The 25203-nt window shown below is 72.5% G+C and carries 21 protein-coding genes and 1 tRNA gene; 16 read left to right on the plus strand and 6 right to left on the minus strand.

The features are described from left to right. Positions 1–103: 103 nt before the first annotated feature. A complete protein-coding gene (locus DEJ05_RS05050) occupies positions 104–937 on the minus strand; it encodes a Sir2 family NAD-dependent protein deacetylase (RefSeq protein ID WP_111109917.1) in 834 nt (277 codons plus the stop codon). Between the two features lie 264 nt (positions 938–1201). Here DEJ05_RS05050 and DEJ05_RS05055 point away from each other — a divergent pair, with 264 nt between their 5' ends. Continuing rightward, positions 1202–2020, plus strand: coding sequence for an RNA methyltransferase (locus DEJ05_RS05055; RefSeq protein WP_111024981.1), 819 nt, complete (start codon positions 1202–1204; stop codon positions 2018–2020). On the opposite strand, the gene DEJ05_RS05060 is transcribed toward DEJ05_RS05055, so the two are convergent. The 3 genes from DEJ05_RS05060 to DEJ05_RS05070 are packed head-to-tail and all read right to left on the minus strand — an operon-like array spanning position 2017 to position 5413. Beyond that, positions 2017–3615: an AtzH-like domain-containing protein gene (locus DEJ05_RS05060; protein WP_111109902.1), complete on the minus strand. Its 1599-nt coding sequence runs from the start codon at positions 3613–3615 to the stop codon at positions 2017–2019. The two genes, DEJ05_RS05055 and DEJ05_RS05060, sit on opposite strands and share 4 nt — an antisense overlap. Then, entirely contained in the window at positions 3612–4739 is a 1128-nt protein-coding gene (locus tag DEJ05_RS05065; protein WP_111109903.1) for an acetamidase/formamidase family protein, read from the minus strand. The genes DEJ05_RS05060 and DEJ05_RS05065 overlap by 4 nt, the downstream gene beginning before the upstream one ends. Continuing rightward, a complete protein-coding gene (locus DEJ05_RS05070; protein ID WP_111109904.1) occupies positions 4736–5413 on the minus strand; it encodes a FadR/GntR family transcriptional regulator in 678 nt (225 codons plus the stop codon). Before DEJ05_RS05070 ends, DEJ05_RS05065 begins: the two co-directional genes overlap by 4 nt. 147 nt (positions 5414–5560) lie before the next feature. Here DEJ05_RS05070 and DEJ05_RS05075 point away from each other — a divergent pair, with 147 nt between their 5' ends. The 4 genes from DEJ05_RS05075 to DEJ05_RS05090 are packed head-to-tail and all read left to right on the plus strand — an operon-like array spanning position 5561 to position 10134. After that, the gene (locus tag DEJ05_RS05075; RefSeq protein WP_111109905.1) at positions 5561–6856 is read left to right on the plus strand and encodes an amidohydrolase family protein; all 1296 of its coding nucleotides are present in this window, start codon (positions 5561–5563) and stop codon (positions 6854–6856) included. Continuing rightward, on the plus strand, positions 6849–7499 hold the full coding sequence (locus DEJ05_RS05080; protein ID WP_111109906.1) for a DUF1097 domain-containing protein: 651 nt from the start codon (positions 6849–6851) through the stop codon (positions 7497–7499). Before DEJ05_RS05075 ends, DEJ05_RS05080 begins: the two co-directional genes overlap by 8 nt. 25 nt (positions 7500–7524) lie before the next feature. Next, positions 7525–8757, plus strand: a complete 1233-nt coding sequence (locus DEJ05_RS05085) for a D-alanyl-D-alanine carboxypeptidase family protein (protein ID WP_163343605.1) — start codon at positions 7525–7527, stop codon at positions 8755–8757. Positions 8758–8799: 42 nt separating this feature from the next. Then, positions 8800–10134 carry a serine hydrolase gene (locus DEJ05_RS05090; RefSeq protein ID WP_181440660.1) on the plus strand — a complete coding sequence of 445 codons (1335 nt, stop codon included), beginning with the start codon at positions 8800–8802 and terminating at the stop codon, positions 10132–10134. 46 nt (positions 10135–10180) lie between these two features. On the opposite strand, the gene DEJ05_RS05095 is transcribed toward DEJ05_RS05090, so the two are convergent. Continuing rightward, positions 10181–10975 (minus strand): SGNH/GDSL hydrolase family protein, encoded by a 795-nt coding sequence (locus tag DEJ05_RS05095; RefSeq protein ID WP_071244716.1) that lies wholly within the window; start codon positions 10973–10975, stop codon positions 10181–10183. Between the two features lie 23 nt (positions 10976–10998). On the opposite strand from DEJ05_RS05095, the gene DEJ05_RS05100 reads away from it, so the two are divergent. The 8 genes from DEJ05_RS05100 to DEJ05_RS05135 all read left to right on the plus strand — a co-directional run bounded on the left by DEJ05_RS05100 (position 10999) and on the right by DEJ05_RS05135 (position 20820). Next, the gene (locus tag DEJ05_RS05100; RefSeq protein WP_111109908.1) at positions 10999–12162 is read left to right on the plus strand and encodes an acyl-CoA dehydrogenase family protein; all 1164 of its coding nucleotides are present in this window, start codon (positions 10999–11001) and stop codon (positions 12160–12162) included. Between the two features lie 386 nt (positions 12163–12548). Then, positions 12549–13793 carry a DNA polymerase IV gene (gene dinB / locus DEJ05_RS05105; RefSeq protein WP_111109909.1) on the plus strand — a complete coding sequence of 415 codons (1245 nt, stop codon included), beginning with the start codon at positions 12549–12551 and terminating at the stop codon, positions 13791–13793. A 188-nt stretch (positions 13794–13981) separates the two neighbouring features. Then, positions 13982–15772 carry a DEAD/DEAH box helicase gene (locus DEJ05_RS05110; protein ID WP_111109918.1) on the plus strand — a complete coding sequence of 597 codons (1791 nt, stop codon included), beginning with the start codon at positions 13982–13984 and terminating at the stop codon, positions 15770–15772. 7 nt (positions 15773–15779) lie between these two features. Further along, the gene (locus DEJ05_RS05115) at positions 15780–15989 is read left to right on the plus strand and encodes a hypothetical protein (RefSeq protein WP_017887301.1); all 210 of its coding nucleotides are present in this window, start codon (positions 15780–15782) and stop codon (positions 15987–15989) included. Positions 15990–16021: 32 nt separating this feature from the next. Then, positions 16022–17350: an NAD(P)/FAD-dependent oxidoreductase gene (locus DEJ05_RS05120; RefSeq protein WP_027465651.1), complete on the plus strand. Its 1329-nt coding sequence runs from the start codon at positions 16022–16024 to the stop codon at positions 17348–17350. Positions 17351–17635: 285 nt separating this feature from the next. Next, a complete protein-coding gene (locus tag DEJ05_RS05125) occupies positions 17636–18979 on the plus strand; it encodes an HD domain-containing protein (protein ID WP_146245023.1) in 1344 nt (447 codons plus the stop codon). 105 nt (positions 18980–19084) lie between these two features. Continuing rightward, the gene (locus DEJ05_RS05130) at positions 19085–20224 is read left to right on the plus strand and encodes a zinc-dependent alcohol dehydrogenase (protein ID WP_111109911.1); all 1140 of its coding nucleotides are present in this window, start codon (positions 19085–19087) and stop codon (positions 20222–20224) included. Positions 20225–20235: 11 nt separating this feature from the next. Then, positions 20236–20820, plus strand: a complete 585-nt coding sequence (locus tag DEJ05_RS05135; RefSeq protein ID WP_111109912.1) for a hypothetical protein — start codon at positions 20236–20238, stop codon at positions 20818–20820. A gap of 354 nt (positions 20821–21174) precedes the next feature. Here the strand turns inward: DEJ05_RS05135 and DEJ05_RS05140 are convergent. Beyond that, positions 21175–21260, minus strand: a tRNA-Leu gene (locus tag DEJ05_RS05140). Between the two features lie 161 nt (positions 21261–21421). On the opposite strand from DEJ05_RS05140, the gene DEJ05_RS05145 reads away from it, so the two are divergent. The 3 genes from DEJ05_RS05145 to mshC all read left to right on the plus strand — a co-directional run bounded on the left by DEJ05_RS05145 (position 21422) and on the right by mshC (position 24884). Continuing rightward, complete coding sequence (locus DEJ05_RS05145) at positions 21422–22750, plus strand: M20/M25/M40 family metallo-hydrolase (RefSeq protein WP_110862779.1); 1329 nt, start codon at positions 21422–21424, stop codon at positions 22748–22750. A gap of 62 nt (positions 22751–22812) precedes the next feature. Beyond that, positions 22813–23643: an undecaprenyl-diphosphate phosphatase gene (locus tag DEJ05_RS05150; RefSeq protein WP_111030121.1), complete on the plus strand. Its 831-nt coding sequence runs from the start codon at positions 22813–22815 to the stop codon at positions 23641–23643. After that, the gene (gene mshC / locus DEJ05_RS05155; protein WP_111055573.1) at positions 23640–24884 is read left to right on the plus strand and encodes a cysteine--1-D-myo-inosityl 2-amino-2-deoxy-alpha-D-glucopyranoside ligase; all 1245 of its coding nucleotides are present in this window, start codon (positions 23640–23642) and stop codon (positions 24882–24884) included. Before DEJ05_RS05150 ends, mshC begins: the two co-directional genes overlap by 4 nt. Positions 24885–25203: the final 319 nt, after the last annotated feature.

Below are 25203 nucleotides of genomic sequence, written 5' to 3' on the forward strand. Positions count from 1 at the left end.
GCCCGTCCGGGAACCGCGACCGCGCAGGCCCGCCCGGCGGCAGCGCCCGCGCGGGTCCAGGCAAGCCGCGACCAGCAGGTCGGCCCAGGCGACCGCGACCGCGCTAGTCGGTCGACGCCGCCGCGCTGAGCCGCTCCGCCAGGTGCACGAGCGTCTCGGTGGTGCCGGCGTCGAGCTTCACGGCCGCCCGCCGGTCACTGCGGGTCTCGCCGCGGTTCACGATGACCACGGGGTTCTTGCGGCGCGCAGCGTGGTCGACCAGCCGCACGCCCGAGTTGACGGTGAGGGACGAACCGACGACGAGGAGTGCGTCGGCGTCGGCGACGATCGACACGGCCTCGCGGAACTTCTCGGCCGGCACGAACTCGCCGAAGAAGACGACGTCGGGCTTCAGGTCGCCGCCGCACACGGTGCACGCGGGCACGACGAACCGTTCGACGTCGGTGATCTCGACGTCACCGTCCGGCTGCAGCTGCACGGACCCCGGTTCGTCGATCCAGGGGTTCGCCCGGTCGATGGTGGCGGCGAGGTCGGAGCGGGAGAACACCTGGCCGCACCGCAGGCACACGGCGCGGTCCATCGAGCCGTGGATCTCGACGACGCGGCGGGACCCGGCGCGCAGGTGCAGGCCGTCGACGTTCTGCGTGATGACCCCGGCGACGATCCCGGCGTCCTCGAGTGCGGCGAGCGCCCGGTGTCCGTCGTTCGGCACGGCGGCCGCGAAGCTCCGCCAGCCCAGGTGGGATCCGGCCCAGTAGCGCTGGCGCTTCGCGGGGTCGGCCAGGAACTCCTGGAACGTCATCGGCTTGCGCACCACCCGCCCGGCACCGCGGTAGTCGGGGATGCCGGAGTCGGTGCTCAGACCGGCACCGGAGAGCACGGCGATCCGCTTGCCCGCGAGCACCTCGACGACGCGGTCCAGGTCGTCGGCGGTCACCGACCCGGCGGCCGCCCCGGTGGTCGGTCCGGTCGTCGACGCAGCATCATCCAGCACCCTGTTCACGGTACCCTCAACACCCGACCGTCCCAGTCGCTTCCCAGGCGGAGCGCATCCTCGGCGGACCCGTCCGGCGGCAGCCCGGAGCAGCCCGTCGGCAGCCCGGACCCGTGTCGGCCCGGCCCGCCGGACCCGCACCGGCCCCGGCCCCGGCCCAGGCCCGCCGGACCCGCGCCGCCCCCGCACCACACCGAAACGAGCCCCGTGCACCCCGTCCGCATCGACTCCCTCGACGATCCCCGCCTCGACGACTTCGCCCGTCTGACCGACGTGGCACTCCGCCGGGTCTCGGAGCCCGAGGGCGGCCTGTACATCGCCGAGTCGAACACGGTCATCGAGCGCGCGGTCCGCGCCGGACACGTGCCGCGGAGCATCCTGGTGCAGGAGAAGTGGCTCGACAGCGTCCTGCCCCTGGTCGCGGAGCACGACGGGCCGGTCTTCGTCGGCGCCGACGCCCTGCTCGAGGAGCTCACCGGCTTCCGGATGCACCGCGGTGCGATCGCCGCGATGCAGCGTCCCGAGCTGCCGAGTGTCGCCGACGTGGTGCGGGACGCGAAGGTCGTCGTCGTGCTCGAGGACATCGTCGACCACACGAACGTCGGCGCGGTGTTCCGCAGCGTCGCCGGCCTCGGCGCCGACGCGGTGCTCGTCAGCCCGCGGTGTGCCGACCCGCTGTACCGCCGGAGCGTCCGCGTGAGCATGGGCACGGTCCTGCAGGTGCCGTGGACCCGCATCGGCGACTGGCCCGCGGCGGGCGAGGAACTCCGCGCGCAGGGGTTCCACCTGGCCGCGATGGCACTGACGGACGAGTCCGTCGACCTCGACGCCTTCGTGGCGGACCTGCCCGAGAAGGTCGCGCTCGTGATGGGCACCGAGGGGCAGGGACTGACGCCGGCCGCGATCGCGTCGGCCGACACGACCGTCCGGATCCCGATGGCGCACGGCGTCGACTCGCTCAACGTGGCCGCGGCGAGCGCCGTCGGTCTGTGGGCGGTCACCCACGCCCGGCGGCTCGCCTCCTAGCGCACCACCGAGACCGTCGGGAGGCCCGGGGCGGCCTGGTCCGGCAGCATGCGCCCGGCACGGATCACCAGGGCACGGTCGGTGGCCGGGCCGCCGACCAGGCAGACGCCGACGGGCGCGCCGTCCACGGTCAGCGCCGGTGCGCTCACCGCGGGCAGGCCGCCGACGCTCGCGAGCGCGGTCATCGCCGTCGTGGCGGTCCGGGCGCGCTCGAGCGCAGCGGTGTCCGCGTCGAGCAGCGGTGCGGGTCCGGGCACGGTCGGGAACAGCAGGGTCCGACCGGCGAGGGCACGGCGGATCGTCGCACGGACCTCGTCGAGGCGTGCGACGCCGTCGGCGGTCGCGTCGGGGTCGTTCGCGCGTGCCGCCCGGAACCGGCCACCGACGACGGCGCTCAGTGCGCCGGGGTGCGCGTCGATCCAGGGGCCGTGGGCGGCGAGCGCCTCGGCGGCCTGGACGAGCCGCATCTGCTCCTGCAGTGCTGCGGGGACCGGGATGCCGAGGTCGCGCAGCCGGACGGTCGCGACGGGTTCGTCGAGTGTCTCGACGAAGGCGGTGAAGGACCGGGCGACGGCCGGTTCGACGAGTGCGACGAGTTCCTCGGGGACGACGAGCACGGTTGCATCGGGCGCCCCTGCCGGTGCGGGCGGCGGCACGGTGGCGTCGAGGGCGGCGAGCAGCACACCGGGGCTCCGCGTGAGCCACCCGACGGTGTCGAACGACGGCGCGAGCGGGAGCAGCCCCTCGCGGGACACCGTGCCGTGGGTCGTCCGGAGGCCCCAGAGCCCCTGGTACGAGGCGGGGACCCGGACCGATCCCGCGGTGTCCGTGCCGATCCCGATCTCGGCCGTCCCGAGGCCGACGGCCGATGCGGATCCGCTGGACGAGCCTCCAGGCAGTCGGGTGGGAGCCGCGCTGTTCGGCGGCGTGCCGTGGTGCGCGTTCCGGCCCGTCAGGTTGTAGGCGAACTCGTCGGTGCGCGCAATCCCGCGGATCGAGGCGCCGGCTGCGAGGAGCGCGGCGACCGCTGCGGCGGGCGCGGTCTCGACGGGGGCCTCGCGCAGGTACGTCGGGTTGCCCGCGCCGACCGGCTGGCCGGGGACGGCGTAGAGGTCCTTGACCGCGACGGTCAGGCCGTCGAGCGGTCCGGAGGCGGTGGGGGCGACGAGCGGGTCGCCGACGGCCCGCCAGACGGTGGTGTCGACGGCCTTGGGGCGGGCGGTGACGTGGGCTGCTTCGATGCGCCAGCCGGTGTCGCCGTCGCGGCGCCAGAGCTGGGTCTGGAGGCCCTGCCCACCCGCGGCGAACCGGGACACCGACACGACGAGGGCGCGGTCCTCGGTCAGGGGGCGGACCTCGACGTGCGTCAGCGACCGGGTCGCGACCCCACCCCGTGCCCCGCGGAACGCGCTGATCGCGTCGTGCCCGACGAGCAGGCCACGGTCGTCGCCGCGCATCGTGCCGGGGGAGTCGACGAACGCGGCGTCGAGGGCGTCGAGGTCGTTCGCCAGCAGGGCGGTCTCGTAGGCGCCGAGGGCCTCGAGCAGGCCTTCGGGCACGGCGTCGGGCGCGGGCGACGCCGGGGGCGTGGTCATCGGACGGGCTCCTCGAAGTCGGCCTTGCGGATGCGGGCGTGGACACCGGTGACCAGGTCCACCACCTGCGAGATGTTGAAGTCGGTCGCGGCCGACAGGTACGCGTACGCCAGGTGGCGTTCCATGCCCCAGCGCGCGCCGAGGATCGCGACGGCGTGCCGGACGCACTGCCGGACGGCCTCGTCGAGGTCGGGGTCCATGCCCGTGGGCACGAGGAACTCCTGTGTCTCGGCGACGGGCCAGACCAGGTCACCGAAGCGTGCGGCGGCCTCGGCTGCGGGGGTCAGGTCGAAGCGGATCGTCGCGCGGAGCGAGGCCTCCATCGCGGTGAGCGCCACCTCGCCGTCGCCCTGGGCGAAGTGCGGGTCGCCGACGTGGGCGAGTGCGCCGGGGACGAGCACCGGCAGGTGCAGCTGGGACCCGGCCTGCAGCAGGTTGACGTCGATGTTGCCGCCGTGGCGACCGGGCGGCACCGAGTGCAGCCGCTCCCCGGGGGTGGCGACGCCCATGATCCCGAGGAACGGGGCGAGGGGGAAGTGCGCGAAGCGGTCGCCGGCGGCGGTGAGCGGGATACGGCCCCGCCGGCCCTGGTCGGTGTCGACGACGTCGGCGAAGACGCTCACCGTCGTGCCGTCGACCGGGAACTCACCGTGCAGGGCGCCGCGGCCGTGCCGGTTCGACACGACGCCGTAGTGCACCCGGGGCAGGGTCTCGAGGACCGTCATCGTCAGCACGTCACCGGGACGGGCACCGCGCACCGCGATCGGCCCGGACACCACGTGCGGTCCGTCCGACGCGAGGTCGCGGTGACCGGAGCGGGCGATCGCGACGGCGTCGGCGAGGACGTGCTCCGGTGCGACGCCGTGATCGCCGAACCACGCCACGGGGTCGCTGCCCTGGTCGGGGAGGATCCCCTCGTGGCTGACGGTGTCGATCGTGACCGACTCCCCGGGGCCGATCGTCAGGGCCGGGGTGTCACCGTCGCTCGGCAGTCGGCCCCAGAGGACGGTCTCCGGGTCGACGGGCAGGGCGTGGTCACCGCGGACGGGTCCGGTGCCGGGCTGCAGGGTCGCCACCGCGGGGGCGGTGGTCTCGCGTGTGGTGGTGCGGTGTGTGGTGGTCATCGTTCCGTCCTCCGTTCGACCAGGTGGGCCACGTCGGCCAGGTGGTCGGCCATCGCCCGCGTCGCGCCCGCGACGTCGTGCTCCCGGATCCGCTCGAGGATCCGCTCGTGCCACTCGAACGACGACCGGCGCCCCTCGCTGGTGCTGTGCGAGCGGGCACGGACGTCCTGCACCCAGCCGCTGCTGAGCTCGCACAGGGACACGAGCAGGGGGTTCCCCGAGGTACGGGCGACCTGCACGTGGAAGGCGACGTCCTGGGCGAGCGACTCCTCCGGGCTGAGCCCCGCGTGCGTGGCGGCGAGGATGCGTTCCAGGCTGAGCAGGTCGGCCTCGCCCGCCCGCGCCGCCGCGAGTCCGGCGACCTGCGGCTCCACGACGGTCCGGAACTCGGCCACGTGCTCGGCCCGGTGGTCCAGGTCGTCGCGGTGGTGGTCGAGCAGGGCGGACGCTTCCTCCGGCCGCGGCAGCACGACGGTGCCACGACCAGGGGTCCGGGAGACCAGGCGACGGCGCTCGAGCTCCTGCAGCGCCTCGCGGATGGTCGTGCGGGACACGGCGAGGTCCTCGGCGAGGGCGCGCTCCGGCGGCAGCTTGTCGCCGGGCTGCAGGTCGTCGAGCACGAGCGTGCCGAGGTGGGCGGCGGTCGCCGCGCTCAGGGTCCGTCCACGGTGCATGCCCTCGACCGTAGGGCCGGTTGGTCTGCTTGGTTCATTGGTACGACCATCTTTTACACGGCCGTCACACGCGGCGTCGGAAGCCGAAACACGGCGGGCGAATGGTGGAGCACGTCCCACCCGCACCGACCGGAAGAGGGGTTCGACGTGGACCTGGTCCTCACCAACGCACGGCTGACCGACGGTCGATCCGTCGACGTCACCATCGCCGACGGCGTGATCGTCAGCGTGGCCGACCCGCTCCCCGGTGCCGCCGCTCCCGCTGGTTCCGCTCGCGTGGTCGACTGCGCCGGACGTGTGCTCATCCCCGGGCTCATCGAGGCACACCTGCACGTCGACAAGGCCCTGCTCGACCGGGAACGCTCGAACCCCGACGGCACCCTCGCCGGCGCCATCGCCGTCACGGGGGAGCTCAAGCGCGGCTTCACCCACGCCACCGTCCGCGACCGCGCCCGCACCCTGCTCGACCAGGCCATCACGAACGGCACCACGCTCGTCCGCGCACACCCCGACGTCGACCCGATCGTCGGGCTCACCGGCGTCGAGGTGCTGCTCGACCTGCGCGACGAGTACCGGGACGCCCTCGACCTGCAGATCGTCGCGTTCCCCCAGGAGGGCATCGCCAAGGCACCGGGCACCCTCGCGCTGCTCCGTCAGGCGCTCGCCGCGGGGGCGGACGTCATCGGGGGCTGCACCTACAACGAGCACACCCTGGCCGCGTGCCACGAGCACGTCGAGACCGTCCTCGACCTCGCCGAGGAGTTCGGGGTACCGGCCGACCTGCACGCCGACTTCGCCGACGACACCTCCGACCCGCGGTACGCCCTCGCCGGGCACATCGCCGACCGCGTGACGGCCCGCGGGCTGCAGGGGCGGGTGGCGCTCGGGCACGTGACCTCGGTCGCGAGCCTGCCCCGCGGCGAGCGCCGGGCGTTGTTCGACCGTCTGGCAGCTGCCGGGGTCGCCGTCGTGCCGCTGCCCGCGACCGACCTGCACCTGGGCGGCCGGTCCGACGACCACGACGTGCGGCGCGGGGTCGTGCCGGTCCGCGAACTCTGGGACGCCGGGGTCACGAGCGCGTACGCGTCGAACAACGTCCGGAACGCCTTCACCCCGTTCGGCAACGCCGACCTGCTCGACGTCGGGCTGCTCCTGGCGCAGACCGGGCACCTGTCCGGCCCGGACGACCTGCGCCGGGTGCTCGCCATGGCCACCACGGGGGCGGCGGAGGTCGTCGGCGTCGCAGACACCCACGGCATCCGGCCCGGTGCCGCCGCCGACCTCGTGGTGCTCTCCACCACCGACCCGGACGGCGTCCTGCTCGACCGGCCGGACCGCGCCCTGGTCGTCAAGCGCGGCCGGGTCGTCGCCGAGACCACCCGGACCACCCGCCTCACCACCAGCCGCACCACGAACCGATCGAAGGAACTCAGCCATGCGTGAACGGATCCCGCACGAGATCGTCGCCTCCGTCCTGGCCGGTGCCACGGCGTTCATCGGGGGCAACGCCCTGCACCTGCCGACCTGGGCGATCTTCATCAGCTGGGCGGGGATGTTCCTGCTCGGCAGCAAGCCGACGCTGCGGAACGCCACGCGCCTGTGGGCCGCGATGCCGATCGGCTCGGCGTTCGGCCTGGTCATCGTCCTGCTCGACCAGCGGTTCGGCACGCTGTTCGGCGAGGGGCAGGCTGCGCAGAACACCGTGCTGGCGCTGCTCATCCTCGTCGTGAACTGCGCCCTGATGTACACCGGTCGCACGAAGCTGTTCGGGCTCGTCCCCGGGATGTTCCTCGGGTTCGCCTCGTTCTTCGCGACCTGCTTCGGCGGCTTCGGGTTCGACCCGGGGAACGCCTGGGCGGCCTGGGTGTCGGTCGTGCTGATGAACGCGCTCGGGCCGGTGTTCGCCTACCTGTCCCGTCGCCTGACCTTCGCCCGGGCCGAGACGACGGGCTCGGCCGGTTCGGTCGGCTCGTCCGACCCGGCCGCTTCGGCCGACCCGGTCGTCGCGACCGACGCCGGCGGCGCAACGACTCCGGCTCCTGCTCCGGAACGCCAGCCCGACCAGCCCGTCGCAGCCTCGGCCTAGGAGCGGACCGGTACGCTCGGGTCCCGTGTCACGAGTCGTCCGCCGCCCCCGCTCCGCCGTCCGGAGGCCGGTCACGATCTCGGTGGTCGCCGTCCTGCTCCTGGTGGCCGGGTACCTCGTCGCCGCGGCCGTCGTGCCGTTCGGCCCGGCGAGCGCCAGCACCACCACGTACTCGGCACCGAAGACGACCGTCCCGGCGCTGAGCTTCCCGGGGTACGGCGCGACGGCGGTCGAAGCGACGGACTTCCCGGAGAGCCTGCGCACCAGCGGCGACACGAAGCCCCGGTCGATCGCGAGCATCACGAAGGTCGTCACGGCGCTCGTGGTGCTCGACGAGAAGCCGATGGCCGCGGGGGAGTCCGGTCCGTCCATCCGCTTCACGAAGCAGATGGAGGGCCTGTACGCCAAGTACGCGGCGCAGAACGGCGAGGTCGCCCCGATGCCCGCCGGCCTGAAGCTCACCGAGCACCAGACGTTCCAGGTGATGCTCATGAAGTCGGCGAACAACTACGCCGGCGCACTCGCCATCTGGGCCTTCGGGTCGATCGCCGCCTACGAGCACGCGGCGAACGACTGGCTCGACGAACACGGCCTGGACGACACCACGATCCACGAGCCGACCGGCCTCGACCCGGACAACACCTCGACCGCCACCGACCTGGTCGAGCTCGGGCAGCTCGCGCTGGCGAACCCGGTGGTGAAGGACATCGTCGGTACCCAGGACGTCACGATCCCGACGGTCGGCGAGATCGAGAACTCGAACAAGCTCCTCGGGCTCGACGGCATCGAGGGGATCAAGACCGGCACCCTCGACGAGGCCGGCGCCTGTCTGCTCTTCGCGGCGACGTACGAGCGCGGTGGCAAGGACGTCACCGTCGTCGGGGTGATGCTCGGCGGTGTCGACCACGACTCCCTCGACGTCGACGTGCAGCGGCTGCTGCGGTCCGTTGCGGACAACTTCCAGGTGGTGACGCTCACGCACCAGGGGCAGACCTTCGGCACCTTCTCGACCCCGTGGCAGGACGAGGCCGACGCGGTCACGACGAAGGCCGCCGAGGTGCTCGTGTGGGGCAAGACCACCGTCACCGCGAAGGCGAAGCTCGAGCAGGTGACCTTCGGCACGAAGGGCGAGCGGGTCGGGCAGGTGCGGTTCCGCATCTCCGACCACGACCCGGTCACGGTGCCGCTCGTGCTCGAACGCACGATCGACGACCCCGGCGTCTGGTGGCGCTGGACGAACCCGTTCCAGGGGGCGTGACGCCCGTCGTCCGCCGACCGTAGAGTCGGTCGGGTGACGACGATGACGACGTTCCCCCGGACCACCCCCGCCGCCCTCGGCATCGATCCCGGCGGCGTGACCGCCCTGCTCGACGCCCTCGAGTCCACGCCCGACGTGGAGCCGCACAGCATCATGCTGCTCCGGCACGGCCAGGTCGCGGCCGAGGGCTGGTGGCAGCCCTACGCCGCGGACCGCGTGCACCTGCTCTACTCGCTGAGCAAGAGCTTCACCGCCGTCGGGGTCGGCATCGCCGTCCGGGCGGGCCTGATCGACCTCGACGCGACCGTGCTGTCGTACTTCCCGGAGCTCGATGCCGACGTCACCGACGAACGCAGCCGCCGCATCCGCGTCCGGCACCTGCTCGCGATGGCGAGCGGCCACCGCGAGGAGACGATCGACCGTGCCCAGGCCCTCGACCCGACGAACACGGTGCGCGGGTTCCTGCTGCTCCCGCCGGACGAGGAGCCCGGCACGGTCTTCGCCTACAACCAGCCGTGCACGTACACGCTCGCCGAGATCGTCCGGCGGGTGACGGGCGGGTCCCTCGTCGCGTGGCTCCGCCCGCACCTGCTCGATCCGCTCGGCATCGACGACCTCGCCTGGCGCCGCGACGACACCGGCGCGGAGCTCGGGTACAGCGGGTGCTACGCGCCGACCGACGCGGTCGCCAAGCTCGGCCAGCTGTACCTGCAGGGCGGCGTCTGGGACGGCGAGCGGATCCTCGACGCCGACTGGGTCGAGCAGGCGACCAGCACGCAGGTCGCCAACCCGGACGAGGCCAACCCCGACTGGTCCCAGGGCTACGGCTTCCAGTTCTGGATGGCCCGCCACGGCTTCCGCGGCGACGGCGCCTACGGCCAGTTCTGCGTCGTCCTGCCGGAGCAGGACGTCGTCCTCGCGATGACCGGCCAGAGCCTCGACATGCAGGCCGTCCTCGACGCGGTCTGGCAGCACCTGCTGCCCGCCGTCGACCGCGCGTCCGACGCGGCATCCGCATCCGCCCTGGAGGCCCGGCTCACCTCCCTGGGACTGCCCGCCGTCGACGGCGGGCCGCTGCAGGGCCTCGCCGACGCCGGTCCGCTGGCCCGCGACGGCGACGGGTGGCGGCTCACGCTCGACGTCGACGGCGGCTCCCTGTCGGTGCCGGTCGGGCAGGGGGAGTGGGCCGTGGAGGGCCCGCTCGCCGCGAGCGGTGCCGTCGCGGACGACGGGACGGTCCGTGTCGACGTGCGGTTCGTCGAGACCCCGCACCTGGCGCACGTCCGGATCGACCCCGCCACGGGATCGACGACGACGAGCTGGCAGACCGAGCCGCTGCACGACGGACCGCTCACGCTGCGGCGCCCAGCGGACTGAGGGCCCGCGGCTCTGCGGCCTCTCGTCCCTCGGCCCCGCGCCGCGTCTACGGGGTGTCGGAGGGGTGCTCGGTGACGATCTGCAGCTCGGGTCGCTTCGCCGACACCCCGTCGCCGGACGAGGTGTGCTTGATGCGCCGGACCACCCACGGCACCAGGTACTCCCGGGCCCACCCGAGGTCCTCGGCGCGGGCCTCGCGCCACGGGCGTGCCTCGAGCGGGTCCGGGTTGAACGGTTCGAGCCCGTGCGGCACGCCGAGGGTGTCGAGCACCGCCGCGGCGATCGTCGAGTGGCCCATCGGGGAGTGGTGCAGCCGGTCCGGAGCCCACATCCGCGGGTCCCGGAGCACCCGGAGTGCCCACATGTTCGCCACCAGGGCGCCGTGCTTCAGGGCGATGGCGTGCAGGTTCTCGTTGTAGATCGCCGTCTTGCCGCGGACCATGCCGAGCACCGGGGTCATCCCGACGTCCGGGCCGGTGAAGAGCACGACGGTGGCTCCGTCGCGGCGCAGGTCGGCGACGAGCCGGTCCACGCGCTCGGCGAGCTCGTCCGGGTCCGAGCCGGGGCGGATGATGTCGTTGCCGCCGGCGGACACCGTGATGAGGTCCGGGTGCAGGGCGACGGCGGCCTCGGCCTGCTCGTCGATGATCTGCTGCAGCAACCGCCCGCGGATCGCGAGGTTCGCGTAGGCGAAGTCGTCGGTCTGGTGTGCGAGCACCTCGGCGACGCGGTCCGCCCAGCCGCGGTTGCCGCCCGGGACGGTGGGGTCGGGGTCCCCGATGCCCTCGGTGAACGAGTCACCGATCGCGACGTACCTGGTCCAAGGATGACGATCTGACACGTCCCGGACCCTAGTCTCGTGGCATGACGAAGGCCAACACGGACGCCGTCGGCTGGTCGGTGCCGGACGAGCTGCTCAGCCGCATCGCCGAGCGCGCCCCCGGCTACGACGCCGCGAACGCGTTCTGCACCGAGGACCTCGACGAGCTGCGCGCCGCTGGCTACCTGCGGATCGGCGTCCCCGTCGAGCAGGGCGGGGCGGGCCTCGGCCTCCGCGCCACCGCGCGGGTGCAGCGCGCCCTCGCCCAGGCCGCACCGGCGACGGCACTCGGCCTCGGCATGCACCAGGTGTGGGTGCAGGCGGCCCGCGCCGTCCGTACGCGAGGCGAGTCGTTCCTCCAGGCCGTCACCGACCACGCTGCGGACGACCACCTGCTCGCCTTCGGGGTGAGCGAACCCGGCAACGACGCCGTGCTGTTCGACTCGTCGACGACGGCGGAGCCGGACGGCGACGGCGGCTACCGGTTCACCGGCACGAAGGTCTTCACGTCCCTCGCACCGGCGTGGGACGTCATGAGCGTCTTCGGCAAGGACACCTCCGGGCCGGAGCCACGGCTCGTGCACGGGTTCGTCCTGCGGTCCGACGGCGACGTCGAGCACCTGGACGACTGGGACACGCTCGGGATGCGCGCGACGCAGAGCCGCACCACGAAGCTGCACGGCGTGCACGTCCCCGCCGACCGCATCGTCCGGTCGCTGCCGGTCGGACCGAACCAGGACCCGCTCGTGTTCGGGATCTTCGCGTCGTTCGAGCTCCTCATCGCCTCGGTGTACGCCGGCGTCGCGGAGCGGGCGATCACGCTCGCGGCGGCCGCCGTGGCGGGGCGGACCGGGGCCGACGGCACCCCGCGGTCGCAGGACCCGGACGTGCGCCGGGCGATCGCCGACCTGCGCGGTGCGGTCGACGCGATCACGCTGCAGGTCGACTCGCTGGCGCGGTCGGTCGACGAGCTCGACGACCTCGGAGCCCGCTGGTTCCCGCTGCTCGTCGGCACGAAGGCCCGGGCGGTGGACACGGCGCAGCACGTCGTGGACGAGGCCATGCGCGTCGTCGGTGGCTCGGCGTTCCGGTCGTCGAGCGAGCTGGCGCGGCTGGCGCGCGACGTCCGGGCGGGGCAGTACCACCCGTCGTCGCGGGACTCCGCGGCGCGGACGATCGCCGCGTCGGTGCTCGGCCCGCTCGGCTGAGCGCTGCGCTCGCACGGTGCGAGGTTGGCGTGGCGGCGCACGGTGCCGGGTCCGTCGGCCGGTGCGAGCTTGCTCGCTCGGTGCTGCCCTGTGGCGCCGCACGGTACAACCAACCCGGCACCGAGTCGCGAAGGGCGCACGGTGCGGTGTGCGCGACGGCGGCGTGGCGTGGCGGCGCACGGTGCCGGGTCCGTCGGCCGGTGCGAGCTTGGTCGCTCGGTGCTGCCCTGTGGCGCCGCACCGTGCAACCAACCCGGCACCGAGTTGCGAAGGCCGCACGGTGCGACGGCGGGCGAGCAACCGCGCACGACGGGACGAACCTCGCACCGAGCGGCCGTGAGCCGGCCCCGCACGGCGATGTCGGCGGCGCCTGGCATCATCTCGGTGTGAGCAAGCAGGACGGACGGAACCGCCTCGTCTCCGACGCACCGGTGGACGACGTCTCGGCGACCGTGCTGCACGTCGACATGGACGCCTTCTTCGCCTCCGTCGAACTGCTCGACCGCCCCGACCTCGTGGGGCTGCCGGTCATCGTCGGACACGACTCCGACCGATCCGTCGTCACCGCCGCCACCTACGAAGCCCGTCGCTACGGGGTCAACTCCGCGATGCCGATGGCCATCGCCAAACGCCGCTGCCCGAACGCCGTCATCGTCGAGCCGCACTTCGAGAAGTACCGGGCGAAGTCCGCCGCGGTGATGGCGATCTTCGACCGGTTCACCCCGCGGGTCGAGCGCCTCGGCATCGACGAGGCGTTCCTCGACGTCGCCGGCGCCCTCCGCCTGTACGGCACCCCGTGGCAGATCGGCCAGGCGATCCGCCGCACGGTCTTCGCCGAGACCGGTCTGCACTGCTCCGTCGGTGCGGCATCGACGAAGTTCGTCGCGAAGCTCGCCTCCAGCCGGTCGAAGCCGGACGGCCTGCTCGTGGTTCCCGCCGCGGACGCCGTGGCGTTCCTGCACCCGCAGCCCGTGTCCGCGCTCTGGGGCGTGGGCGGCAAGACGCAGGAGACCCTTGAACGGCGGGGCATCCGCACGGTCGGCGACCTGGCGAACACCCCGCTCGGCTCACTGGTGTCGGCACTCGGCCCGGCCGGCGGGCAGCGGCTGCACGACCTGTCATGGGGTCGCGACCCGCGCGTGGTCGACACCGGCGTCGGTGAGAAGTCGATCGGGCACGAGGTCACGTTCGGTCGCGACCTGACGGAGCGCGACGACGTCGCCCGCGAACTCCTGCGCCTGGCCGACAAGGTCGCCGTCCGCCTGCGCCAGGCCGACGTACAGGCCCGGACCGTGGCGCTCAAGGTCCGCTACACCGACTTCACCACCCTGACCCGGTCGCGCACGCTGGCGGAGCCCACCGACGTCGCGAAGCGCCTGCACCGCGAAGCCGTCGAGCTGTACGACGTGCTGCACCGACCGGGCAACCAGATCCGGCTGATCGGGGTGCGCGGCGAGAACCTCGTGCCCGCGGCCGCGAGCAACGCCCTGTGGGACGACGACGCGCCGTGGCGTGACACCGAGACCACGGTCGACGCGGTCGCCGCACGCTTCGGCGCCGGCGTGCTGCGACCGGCATCCCTGGTCCGCCGGACCCCTGACGGCGGCGTCCCGCACGCTCGGCAGGACTGACGGTGGCGGTAGAATCGGGTTCAGTGAGCGCAGCGGAGTACGAAGACCAGCAGCCCGCCACGCTGTGGGCGGAGTCGGGTGACGACCAGTCCGGCGCAGGCGGATCGTCGTCGACGCACGACGGCAGCCAGGCGCACCGAACCCAGGCGCACGGTGACGCAGCCCGTGCCGAGGCCGATGCCGCGGCCCTGGCCGAAGCGGCCGGCAACTCGGCCGTCCAGCACCTGTCGCCGGCGTTCCCGGACCGGGCCGCCTGGGGCACGGCATCGAAGCTCCGCGCCTGGCAGATCGAAGCGCTCACGAAGTACTTCGAGAAGGAACCCCGCGACTTCCTCACGGCCGCGACCCCCGGCGCCGGCAAGACCACCTTCGCGCTGCGTCTGGCGACCGAGCTCCTCGCCCGCGGCACCGTCGACCGCATCGTCGTCGTGGCCCCGACCGAGCACCTGAAGCGCCAGTGGGCCGACTCCGCTGACCGCGTGGGCATCCGGATCGACCCGATGTTCAAGAACGGCGACGGCATGTTCGGCCGGCACTACCAGGGCGTCGCGATCACCTACGCCCAGGTCGGCATGAACCCCGAGGTGCACAAGCGCATCACCGAGGGCGGCCGCACCCTGGTCGTCCTCGACGAGGTCCACCACGGTGGCGACGCCCTGACGTGGGGCGACGGCATCCGAGAGGCGTTCTCCGGCGCCACCCGCCGGCTCTCGCTGTCGGGGACCCCCTTCCGGTCCGACACCGCACCGATCCCGTTCGTGCAGTACGCCCCCGACGAACAGGGCATCCGCACCTCGATCTCCGACTACAACTACGGCTACGGCCGAGCCCTGAAGGACGGCGTCGTCCGCCCGGTGCTGTTCATGGCCTACGCCGGACAGATGCGCTGGAAGACCCGGATGGGCGACGAGGTGTCGGCGTCCCTGGGCGAGCAGGTCACGAAGGACATCACGGCCCAGGCCTGGCGCACCGCGCTGTCACCCGAGGGCGAGTGGATGCCGGCCGTGCTCTCCGCGGCCGACAAGCGCCTGACCGAGGTCCGTCGTGGTGTGCCCGATGCCGGCGGTCTGGTCATCGCCACCGACACCACCACGGCACGCGCCTACGCCCGGATCCTGCAGCAGATCACGGGGGAGCGCCCCACCGTGGTGCTGTCCGACGAAGCCGCCGGGTCGAGCCGCATCAGCGCGTTCGCCGAGGACACCTCGCGCTGGATGGTCGCCGTCCGCATGGTGTCCGAAGGTGTCGACGTCCCACGGCTCTGCGTCGGCGTCTACGCCACGAGCGCGAGCACGCCGCTGTTCTTCGCCCAGGTGATCGGCCGCTTCGTGCGTGCCCGTCGCCGCGGTGAGACCGCGAGCGTCTTCCTGCCGAGCGTCCCCGGCCTGATGGCCCTCGCCGCCACCCTCGAGCTCGAGCGCGACCACGCCCTCGACCGCCCGAAGGACGCCGACGACGGCATGTACAACCCCGAAGACGCGATGGTCGCCGAGGCCAACAAGGAAGACCGCGCGTCCGAGAGCCTGCTCGAGGTCCAGCCGTTCGAGGCACTCGACTCGCAGGCGTCCTTCGACCGCGTCCTCTACGACGGCGGTGAGTTCGGCACCGGCGGCGAGGTCGGTTCCCTCGAGGAGCTCGACTTCATCGGCATCCCCGGGCTCCTCGAACCCGACCAGGTGCGCGACCTCCTGCGCGCGCGACAGGCGACGCAGGCGAAGCGTTCCAAGGGCCGCACGGCCAAGGACGGCATGCCGAAGCCGCCCGAGCCCGACCGACCGATGTACATGACGATCAAGGAGCAGCGCACCGAGCTCGCCCGGCTCGTGTCGATCTGGTCCCGGCACTCGAACGAGCCGCACGGATCGATCCACGCCGAACTCCGACGGATCAGTGGTGGCCCGGCCGTGGCGCAGGCGAGCATCGAGCAGATCCAGAAGCGCATCGACATCCTGCGCTCCCGCATCGGCGGACGACGGTGACCGCGGCGTGATCGAGCCGGTCGACGACCGCACCTGGTACGTCAAGCGCGACCCCGAGGCGTCACCCGAGGCGATCATCGACCGCTTCGGCGGCGGCTACCGACTGCGCCGCTTCTCGCTCACCGAGTCCCGCCGCACCCCGCACGGGGTGTTCACGGGGCCCGAACTGGCCGAGACAGCGTGGTGGCGGCTCCGCGACAGGCCGCGGAACTCATGACGCGCCAAGCCAAAGTCCGGTAGACCGGAGGAATGGCAGACTCGATCCCTCACGTCCTCGTCCTCGGCGGCGGCTCCGCTGGCTACACCACGGTCAAGCAGCTCCAGAAGCACGCGGCCACGGTGCCCATGCGCATCACGCTCGTGGACCAGAACACCTACTACACGTACCTGCCGTTCCTGCCCGAGGTCGCCGGTGGCCACATCGCGCCGAAGGACGTCACCGTCGAGCTGCGCCGTGCACTGCGCAAGACCCGGGTGATCCAGGGCAAGGTCACCGCGATCTCCTCGGCGGACAAGACCGTCTCGATCGCGACCGCCGGCGGCGACGACCGCACCCTCGGCTACGACCACCTCGTCGTCGCCCTCGGTTCCGTCACCCGCACCTTCCCGACCCCCGGGCTCGAGGAGTACGGCGTCGGCTTCAAGAGCGTCGAAGAGGCCGCCTACGTGCGCGCCAAGCTCCTCGACAACATCGCGAAGGCCGCTGCCACCCGTGACGAGGACGAGCGTCGCCGTCTGCTGACCAGCGTCTTCGTCGGCGGTGGCTACACCGGCGTCGAGGCGATCGGCGAGCTCTTCGACGTGTCGCAGGCCGCCATCAAGACCTACCCGTCGCTCGCGGGCGAGCAGCCCCGCTGGGTGCTCATCGACGCCCTCGACCGCGTCGCGCCCGAGGTCGGCCCGGAGCTGTCCAAGTGGACGCTCGAGTCGCTCCGTGCCCGTGGCATCGACGTCCGCCTGAAGACCACCATGCCGAGCGCCGAGGGCGGTGTCGTCAAGTTCTCCGACGGCGACGAGTTCGCCACCGGCCTGCTCGTCTGGACCGCCGGCGTCAAGCCGAACCCGCTCCTCGACGCCTCCGACCTGCCGCGCGGGCCGAAGGGCCACCTCGCCGCGAACGCGAAGCTCCAGGTCGAGGCCGAGGACACCCACCAGGTCGTCGAGGGCGTCTGGGGCCTGGGTGACGTCGCGCAGGTGCCCGACCTGACCGCCGACAAGCAGCCGGCGTTCTACCCGCCGAACGCGCAGAACGCCGTGCGCCAGGCCGTGGTCGCCGCCGACAACATCGTCGCGACCATCACCGGCAAGCCGCTCGAGGAGTACCGCCACCCCTCCATCGGCACCGTCGCGTCGTACGGTGTCGGCAAGGGTGCCGCGAACATCAAGGGCATCAAGATGACCAACCTGCTCGCGTGGCTCGCGCACCGCGCGTACCACGTGTACGCGATGCCGACCCTGAACCGGAAGGCCCGCATCATCATCGGCTGGATCACCGGCGCGGTGTCCGGTCGCGACGCGACCTCCCTGATCAAGGAGACTGACCCGCGACGCAACTTCGTCGAGGCGTCGAAGAGCTAGACGCCCCCAAAGATCGGACGGGAGGCGCGGTGCCAGCTGGCACCGCGCCTCCCGTCCGTCCGTCACGTGCATTCGCACCCACCTGCCGCTCTCCGGCATACTGACTCCCTCGGCGCCCACGGCGACGAGGTCCCGGAAGTCGACCGACACGTGCGCCCCACCACCTCCTCCTCCGTCCGATCGTGCCTGCGATGCGGCGCCGAGCGTCACGACAGCACCGTCCACCGGTGCCCCGGACCGGCCGACCCGCTCCGCGCCTTCGGCCTCGACGCCGGAGCCCGAACGGTGCTCGAGGTCCTGGGCGGGATCGGGCAGCCCTCCCTGGTCGGCGGAGCAGTCCGCGACGTGCTGCTCCGGGAAGCCGGGCGCGGACCGACCACCACCGGTGACGTCGACGTCGAGGTGCACGGCACCAGGACCGATGTGGTCGTCGGAGCGTTGCGTGCGGCCGGCGCGATCGTCGTCGAGGCCGGTGCGGGGTTTCCGGTCCTCAAGGTGGTGCTCGACGGATCCCGCGTCGACGTCGCAGTGACCGCGGAGTCCGGGGCGCCCGATCCGGTCACGGTGTCCGCCCTCGGTCGGGACTTCACGGTGAACGCCGTCGCCTGGGACCCCCGCACGAACGTGTTCCTCGACGCGGTCGGTGGGATCGACGATGCCGTCATCGGCGTGCTGCGGCACGCTTCCGAACGCTGCAGCGAGGACCCGCTCCGGGTCTTGCGTGCCGTACAGCTCGTCGCCCGGTTCGACTTCGCCGTGCACCCCGCGACGCTGCGTCTGGCGCGGTCGCTCGCGGCGCGGTTCGAGTCGATCGCCACCGGGCGGATCTGGCCCGAGATCCGCAAGCTGGCACTCGGCGACCACGTGTCGGCTGCCCTCCGAACGCTGCACGACAGCGGCTGGGAGCGACACCTGCCCGAGCTCGCCGCGGTCCGAGACGTGCCGCAGGACCCCCGGTGGCACCCGGAGGGTCCCGTGCACGTCCACCTCGGAGCGGCGGGGGACGCTGCCGCCCGCGCCTGCACCGCGGACGGGATCCGGGGTGACGACCGGGTCGTCGTCGTGCTCGCCGCCGTGCTGCACGACCTGGGGAAGGCCGGCTCCGGCACGCAGGTCCTCGCCGACGACGCAGGTGCGGTCCGCATCCGCAGCCTGGGCCACGAGGTGTCCGGCGCTGCGGCAGCAGCAGCGCTGCTCGGTCGCCTCGGCGCGCCACGCCACATCGTCGAGCGGGTCGTCCCGCTCGTTCGCGAGCACATGGTCCCGCACTCGTCCAACGGCGCGCCACCGTCCGTTCCCGCTGCTCGGCGGCTGTTCCGACGGCTCGGATCCTCCCTGCCCGCGATGGAGTCGTGGGCCCGGGTGTGCGAAGCCGACTCGCAGGGGCGTGGTCTGGGGGCGAGCCGGTCCTCGGCGTGGTCGTGGTTCGACGTCGCGCTCCGGGACCAGGTCGCGCGTCGGCCCGTGCGGCTGCTGTCCGGCCGCGACCTCGTCGACGCGGGACTCACCCCGGGGCCGGTGTTCCGCGAACTCCTCGTGGCGTCCGCGGCGGCGCAGGACGACGGCGTCTTCGATGACGTCGCCGGAGCCCGCGCGTGGCTGCGCCGAGCGGTCGACGCACGCCGGTGACGGACGGGAGGTGCGGACGCCCACCGCTTGTCCGCCATCTGCGGTCCTGGGTCCGTTCCAACGTGGCGCGCGCCAGCGTTGACGCGACGAACGAGAGGAGCGTCCATGCGCGCCATGACGTACCGCGGCCCCTACCGGATCCGCGTCGAGGAGAAACCGGATCCCCGGATCGAGCACCCGAACGACGCGATCGTCCGGGTGGAACGGGCCGCGATCTGCGGGTCAGACCTGCACCTGTACCACGGCATGATGCCCGACACCCGGGTCGGGCACACGTTCGGCCACGAGTTCATCGGGGTGGTCGAGCAGATCGGCTCGTCCGTCGAGACCCTGTCGGTCGGCGACCGCGTGATGGTCCCGTTCAACATCTTCTGCGGCACGTGCTGGTTCTGCACCCGCGGACTCTTCGCGAACTGCCACAACGTGAACCCGAACGCGACCGCGGTCGGCGGGATCTACGGGTACTCGCACACCACCGGCGGGTACGACGGCGGGCAGGCGGAGCGCGTGCGGGTGCCGTTCGCCGACGTCGGACCGCAGGTGATCCCGGACTGGCTCGACGACGACGACGCCCTCCTCATGACGGACGCGCTGAGCACCGGGTACTTCGGGGCGCAGCTGGCGTCGATCCGCGAGGGCGACACCGTCGTGGTGCTCGGTGCCGGGCCGGTCGGACTGTTCTCCGCGGCGTCGGCGTGGTTCATGGGAGCCGGCCGGGTGATCGTCGTCGACCAGCTCGAGTACCGGCTCGAGAAGGCCCGGAGCTTCGCGCACGCCGAGACGATCAACTTCGCCGAGGTCGACGACGTCGTGCTCGAGATGAAGAAGCAGACCGACTTCCTGGGTGCGGACAGCGTGATCGACGCCGTCGGAGCCGAGGCGGACGGCAACTTCACCCAGCAGGTCACCGCCTCGAAGCTGAAGCTGCAGGGCGGGTCCCCGACGGCGCTCAACTGGGCGATCGACGGTGTCCGCAAGGGCGGCACGGTCTCGGCGGTCGGCGCGTACGGGCCGATCCCGAGCGCGGTGAAGTTCGGGGACGCGATGAACAAGGGCGTCACCATCCACACGAACCAGGCGCACGTGAAGCGCCAGTGGCCGCGGTTGCTCGAGCACATCCAGGCCGGGCACTTCAAGCCGAGCGACATCATCACGCACCGCATCCCCCTCGAGCACATCGCCGAGGGGTACCACCTGTTCTCGTCCAAGCTCGACGGTTGCATCAAGACCGTCGTCGTGCCGTGAGGAGGCCCGACATGTCCGACCACACCCCGTACATCGCCGATCCACCCCGACGGGTGCCGTCGGCCGAGGAACTCCGTGCCCGCATCCCGGGGTGGGGGAGCGGCCTCGACCCGGCGGACCGGCCGTCCGTTCCGAAGCTCTCGCGCGAGGCCGGTTCGGCCACCGGAGCCCACTGGGACCGCCCGCCGCAGCAGGACGGTGCGCGCGGCCGGGAGCGCTCGATCGAGCACGCCCACGTGACGCCGGTGTTCGGCACCGCGCAGCCCCTGCAGGGTGTCGCCGGAATCGTCCGGCGGTACGCCTACCGGCGGTTCAGCGAGGGGCGCCTGGCGCACTGGATGCTGCTCGTCGTCGGGGACCGCGTGGACGTCGCGACGCACCGGGTGACCGATGCGCTCCGGGGTCGGCCGGACCGGGTGATCAGCGAGACCGGTGTCGCGGCGGAGCGTGGGAACCACCCCGTTGCGTCGCGCCTGGGGTCGAGTCGGTCGGACTGGCGGCACCAGGTGCTCGACCCGGTGGTCGCGAACTGGGGATGGCTGGCGGCGCTCGGCGCCGTCGTGCTGGTGGTGCGGCGGGCGCGCCGCTCGCGCTGACCGCGCGCGACGTCCCGTGCGGCGTTGCCCACTCGGTGCGACCTTGTTCCGTCACACGGAGTGCGCAACGTCGCACCGGCCCGCGACGTGCGCACACCCTGGACTGGAGGCGCGCAGCGGCCCCGCCCCGCGCCTCCAGTCCGCACGTCCCGCGTCCACCCGCGTCCACCCGCGCGCACCGACGCTGCGCGGAGAACGTCCTGAGCGAAGCGAAGTGGCACGTGGTCGCCCTGAGCGCAGCGAGGTGGCGCCCCAGAGGCGGTGACGCCCTGAGCGCAGCGATGGCGGCACTCGCCGGGAAGACGCAACAGAAAATGCCCCCCGACCGAAAGGTCAGGGGGCACGCATTTCCTGTGTCCGAGAGGGGACTTGAACCCCTACGCCCTAATACGGGCACTAGCACCTCAAGCTAGCGCGTCTACCAATTCCGCCACCCGGACAGGGTGTCTGGTGTCTGTTTCCCGGGTTGAACCCGGCGTTCCTGCCGAGAGAAGACACTAGCACGGGTCTGAACGCGCGATGAACACGGTCGCGCATCCCGGGCGAGTCCTGCGCGCGCTGTCCCGGCGACGGGGTCGGTGCCGACCGATACCGTGGAGCCATGACGAACCCGGAGCCCTCCGAGCCGCAGTCCGTGCCCGAGCTCGAGGCCACCGCGGCGATCGCCCGCGACCTCATCCGCATCGACACGACGAACTGGGGTGAGGGGAAGTCCCGTGGTGAGACGGAGGCAGCCCACTACGTCGAGGACAAGCTCCGCGCGCTGGGTCTCGAGCCGCAGTTGTTCGAGTCGGAGCCGGACCGGGTGAGCGTCGTGGCGCGGGTGCCCGGTCGGAACCGTGACAAGCCGGCGCTCGTGGTGCACGGGCACCTCGACGTCGTGCCGGCCGACCCGGCGAACTGGTCGGTCGACCCGTTCGGTGGCGTGGTCAAGGACGGATCGCTGTGGGGTCGGGGCGCCGTCGACATGAAGAACATGGACGCGATGATGCTCACGTCGCTGGCTGACGTCATCGAGCAGCACGGTGCGCCGGAGCGTGACCTGGTGATCGCGTACTTCGCCGACGAAGAGGCCGGGGGAGTCCTGGGGTCCCACCACGTGGTCGACCAGCACCCCGAGGTCTTCGCGGGGGCGTCGGCGGCGATCAGCGAGGTCGGCGGGTACTCGATCACGCTCGGTGACCGTCGCGCCTACCTGCTGCAGACCGGCGAGAAGGCGCTCATGTGGGTGAAGCTGATCGCGCGCGGCACCGCCGCCCACGGCTCGCACGTGATCCGTGACAACGCCGTCACGAAGCTCGCGGCGGCGGTCGCCCGGATCGGCAGCGAGGAGTGGCCCGTCCGGCTCTCGGCCACGACGGACGCGATGGTCGCCGAGGTGGCGCGGTTCCTCGGGGTCGACCCGACGGTCACCGGCCCGGACGAGGTCGCCCTGGCCACCGGCTCGGCGTCGCGGTTCATCCACGCCGCGCTGCACACCACGTCGAACCCGACGGTGCTGACCGCCGGCTACAAGCACAACGTGATCCCGGACACCGCCGAGGCCCTGGTCGACATCCGCTGCCTGCCGGGTGACGAGGAGACCGTGCTCGAACGGGTGCGGGAGCTCGCCGGACCCGACGTCGAGGTGGTCATGTCATTCCGCGACATCGGCCTCGAGCAGGACTTCGGCGGCCCGCTGGTCGATGCCGTCCGCGACGTCCTCGGCCGGCACGACCCGGGCGCACCGGTCCTGCCGTACCTGCTGTCCGGCGGCACCGACAACAAGGCGCTCTCGACGCTCGGCATCGCGGGGTACGGGTTCGTGCCGCTGCAGCTGCCGGCCGGTGTCGACTTCCCCGCGATGTTCCACGGCGTGGACGAGCGGGTGCCGCTCGACTCGCTGGCGTTCGGTCGGCGGGTGCTGGGCGACCTGCTCGCCACGTACTGATATTGTTCATGGTCGCCGTCGTGGCGGTGCCCTGACCGACCTCCCCCTGAAAGGCCCGTGCGATGCACATCCTCGAGGCGATCTTCCTCGGCTTCGTCCAGGGGCTCACCGAGTTCCTGCCCGTGTCCTCCAGCGCGCACCTGCGCATCGTGGGGCTCTTCCTGCCCGACGCGAAGGACCCCGGTGCGGCCTTCACCGCCGTGACGCAGCTCGGCACCGAGACCGCGGTGCTCATCTACTTCTGGAAGGACATCACCCGGATCATCGGGCGGTGGTTCCGGTCGGTGGTCAAGCGTGACGTGCCGAGGGGCGACCCCGACGTCCGGCTCGGCTGGCTGGTGATCCTCGGCACGATCCCGATCGGGGTCGCCGGGCTCCTGCTCAAGGACTCGATCGAGACCACGTTCCGGTCCCTCTGGATCGTCGCGATCGTCCTCATCGTGTTCGGTGTCGTGCTCGGGGTGCTCGACCGTGTCGGCCGCAAGGAGCGCCGGATCGAGCAGATGACGTTCCGCGGTGGTCTGCTCATCGGGCTGGCGCAGATGCTCGCCCTGGTGCCCGGTGTGTCCCGTTCCGGTGCGACGGTGTCGATGGGCCTCGCCCTCGGGTACACCCGCCCGGCGGCCGCGCGCTTCGCGTTCCTGCTGGCGATCCCGGCGGTGTTCCTGTCCGGGTTCTACGAGGCCGCGACGAGCCTCGGCGACCACGGCTCGCCGTTCGGACTCGCCGACACGCTCATCGCGACCGTCGTCGCGTTCGTGGTCGGGTTCGTCGTGATCGCGGCGTTCATGAACTACATCAGCAAGCGCAGCTTCATGCCCTTCGTCGTTTACCGGATCGCACTCGGTATCGTGCTCATCGTGTTGTTGTCGCTCGGAGTGATCCAGCCGTGAGGGCCTGGCAGGCCCCATCCGTCCCCGACGTCCCCGGCGCCGCGCCCCGACCGGTCGTCCACGACACCGCAACGGGCAAGCCGGTGGACCCCGCCCGCGACGAGGACCGTGCCGCGCTGTACGTCTGTGGGATCACGCCGTACGACGCCACGCACCTCGGCCACGCGGCGACCTACCTGGCGTTCGACACGCTCGGCCGTGCCTGGCGTGACGCGGGGCTCGACGTCGAGTACGCGCAGAACGTCACCGACGTGGACGACCCGCTGCTCGAGCGTGCCGCCCGCGACGGCGTCGACTGGCGTGCCCTGGCGGCTGAGCAGGTCGACCTGTTCCGCCGCGACATGGAGTCGCTCCGGATCCTGCCGCCGGACGACTTCGTGGCCGTCACCGACGAGGTCGAGCGCGTCGCCGAGGCGGTCTCGTTCCTGCAGGAGTCCGGCTACGCATACGAGGTCCCGACCGACGGCGCCGAGGGCGACGACCTGTACTTCGACGTGAACCGCCCGACCGACGCATGGACCCTCGGTGACGAGAGCGGCCTGGACCGCGAGACGATGCTCGCCCTCGCAGCCGAACGCGGCGGCGACCCGGATCGTCCGGGCAAGCGCGACCCGCTCGACCCGCTGCTGTGGCGCGCCGCGCGTGACGGCGAGCCGGCCTGGGACACCGAGATCGGCCCCGGTCGCCCCGGCTGGCACATCGAGTGCAGCGTCATCGCCGGTGACCGCCTCGGGCTGCCGATCAGCGTGCAGGGCGGCGGGAGCGACCTCGTCTTCCCGCACCACGAGATGAGCGCCGGGCACGCTGCTGCCCTCGCGCACCAGCCCCTCGCGAACGCGTTCGTGCACACCGGGATGATCGCTTACCAGGGCACGAAGATCTCGAAGTCGCTCGGCAACCTCGTCACCGTGCGCGGGCTGCTCGACGACGGCGCCGACCCCCGTGCCATCCGGCTCGCACTGCTGTCGCACAAGTACTCCGACGACTGGGAGTGGTTCGACACCGAGCTGACGAGCGCCCAGACGCGGCTCGCCGGCTGGGACGCCTGGGCCTCGGGAGCCTCCGCCGGGCACGCCGACGACGCAGCGGACGTCGCGGCACGCATCCGCGCGCGGGTCTCCGACGACCTCGACACCCCCGGTGCCGTCGCCGCGGTCGACACGGCGATCGCCGGTGGCACGGCGTGCACGCCGGAGCTCATCGACTTGATCGACGCGCTGCTCGGCATCCGGCTGGCCTGACCTCGGCGGGCGCGACGCGTCGCGTGCGCCCCGCCGAGGGGTCAGGAACTGTCGCCCGGGCGGGCCGCAGCCGACAGTTCGCGACCACTCGCCGGACGTGAGCGGGGTGTCGTGACCGTTCGCGGCCGCCGGACGGGAGGCCCGTGGCGAGGCCGACACGCGCCTCCCGTCCGCCGTGTGGTCGCGACACGTCGCGTGCGAGCCACCGAGGGGTCAGGAACTGTCGCCCGGGCGGGCCGCAGCCGACAGTTTGCGACCACTCGCGGACGTGAGCGGGGTGTCGTGACCGCGCGGCGAGTGGTCGCGACACGTCGCGTGC

Origin of the sequence: Curtobacterium sp. MCLR17_045 (assembly GCF_003234405.1) — a bacterium.
Taxonomy (GTDB): domain Bacteria; phylum Actinomycetota; class Actinomycetes; order Actinomycetales; family Microbacteriaceae; genus Curtobacterium; species Curtobacterium flaccumfaciens.

Excerpts from the sequence above, each read along its gene's own strand:
- DEJ05_RS05060 (WP_111109902.1), bottom strand. The coding sequence starts at position 3,615 with ATGACCACGCCCCCGGCGTCGCCCGCGCCCGACGCCGTGCCCGAAGGC.
- DEJ05_RS05065 (WP_111109903.1), bottom strand. The coding sequence starts at position 4,739 with ATGACCACCACACACCGCACCACCACACGCGAGACCACCGCCCCCGCG.
- DEJ05_RS05070 (WP_111109904.1), bottom strand. The coding sequence starts at position 5,413 with ATGCACCGTGGACGGACCCTGAGCGCGGCGACCGCCGCCCACCTCGGC.
- DEJ05_RS05080 (WP_111109906.1), top strand. The coding sequence starts at position 6,849 with ATGCGTGAACGGATCCCGCACGAGATCGTCGCCTCCGTCCTGGCCGGT.
- DEJ05_RS05090 (WP_181440660.1), top strand. The coding sequence starts at position 8,800 with ATGACGACGTTCCCCCGGACCACCCCCGCCGCCCTCGGCATCGATCCC.
- DEJ05_RS05100 (WP_111109908.1), top strand. The coding sequence starts at position 10,999 with ATGACGAAGGCCAACACGGACGCCGTCGGCTGGTCGGTGCCGGACGAG.
- DEJ05_RS05120 (WP_027465651.1), top strand. The coding sequence starts at position 16,022 with ATGGCAGACTCGATCCCTCACGTCCTCGTCCTCGGCGGCGGCTCCGCT.
- DEJ05_RS05130 (WP_111109911.1), top strand. The coding sequence starts at position 19,085 with ATGCGCGCCATGACGTACCGCGGCCCCTACCGGATCCGCGTCGAGGAG.
- DEJ05_RS05135 (WP_111109912.1), top strand. The coding sequence starts at position 20,236 with ATGTCCGACCACACCCCGTACATCGCCGATCCACCCCGACGGGTGCCG.
- DEJ05_RS05145 (WP_110862779.1), top strand. The coding sequence starts at position 21,422 with ATGACGAACCCGGAGCCCTCCGAGCCGCAGTCCGTGCCCGAGCTCGAG.
- DEJ05_RS05150 (WP_111030121.1), top strand. The coding sequence starts at position 22,813 with ATGCACATCCTCGAGGCGATCTTCCTCGGCTTCGTCCAGGGGCTCACC.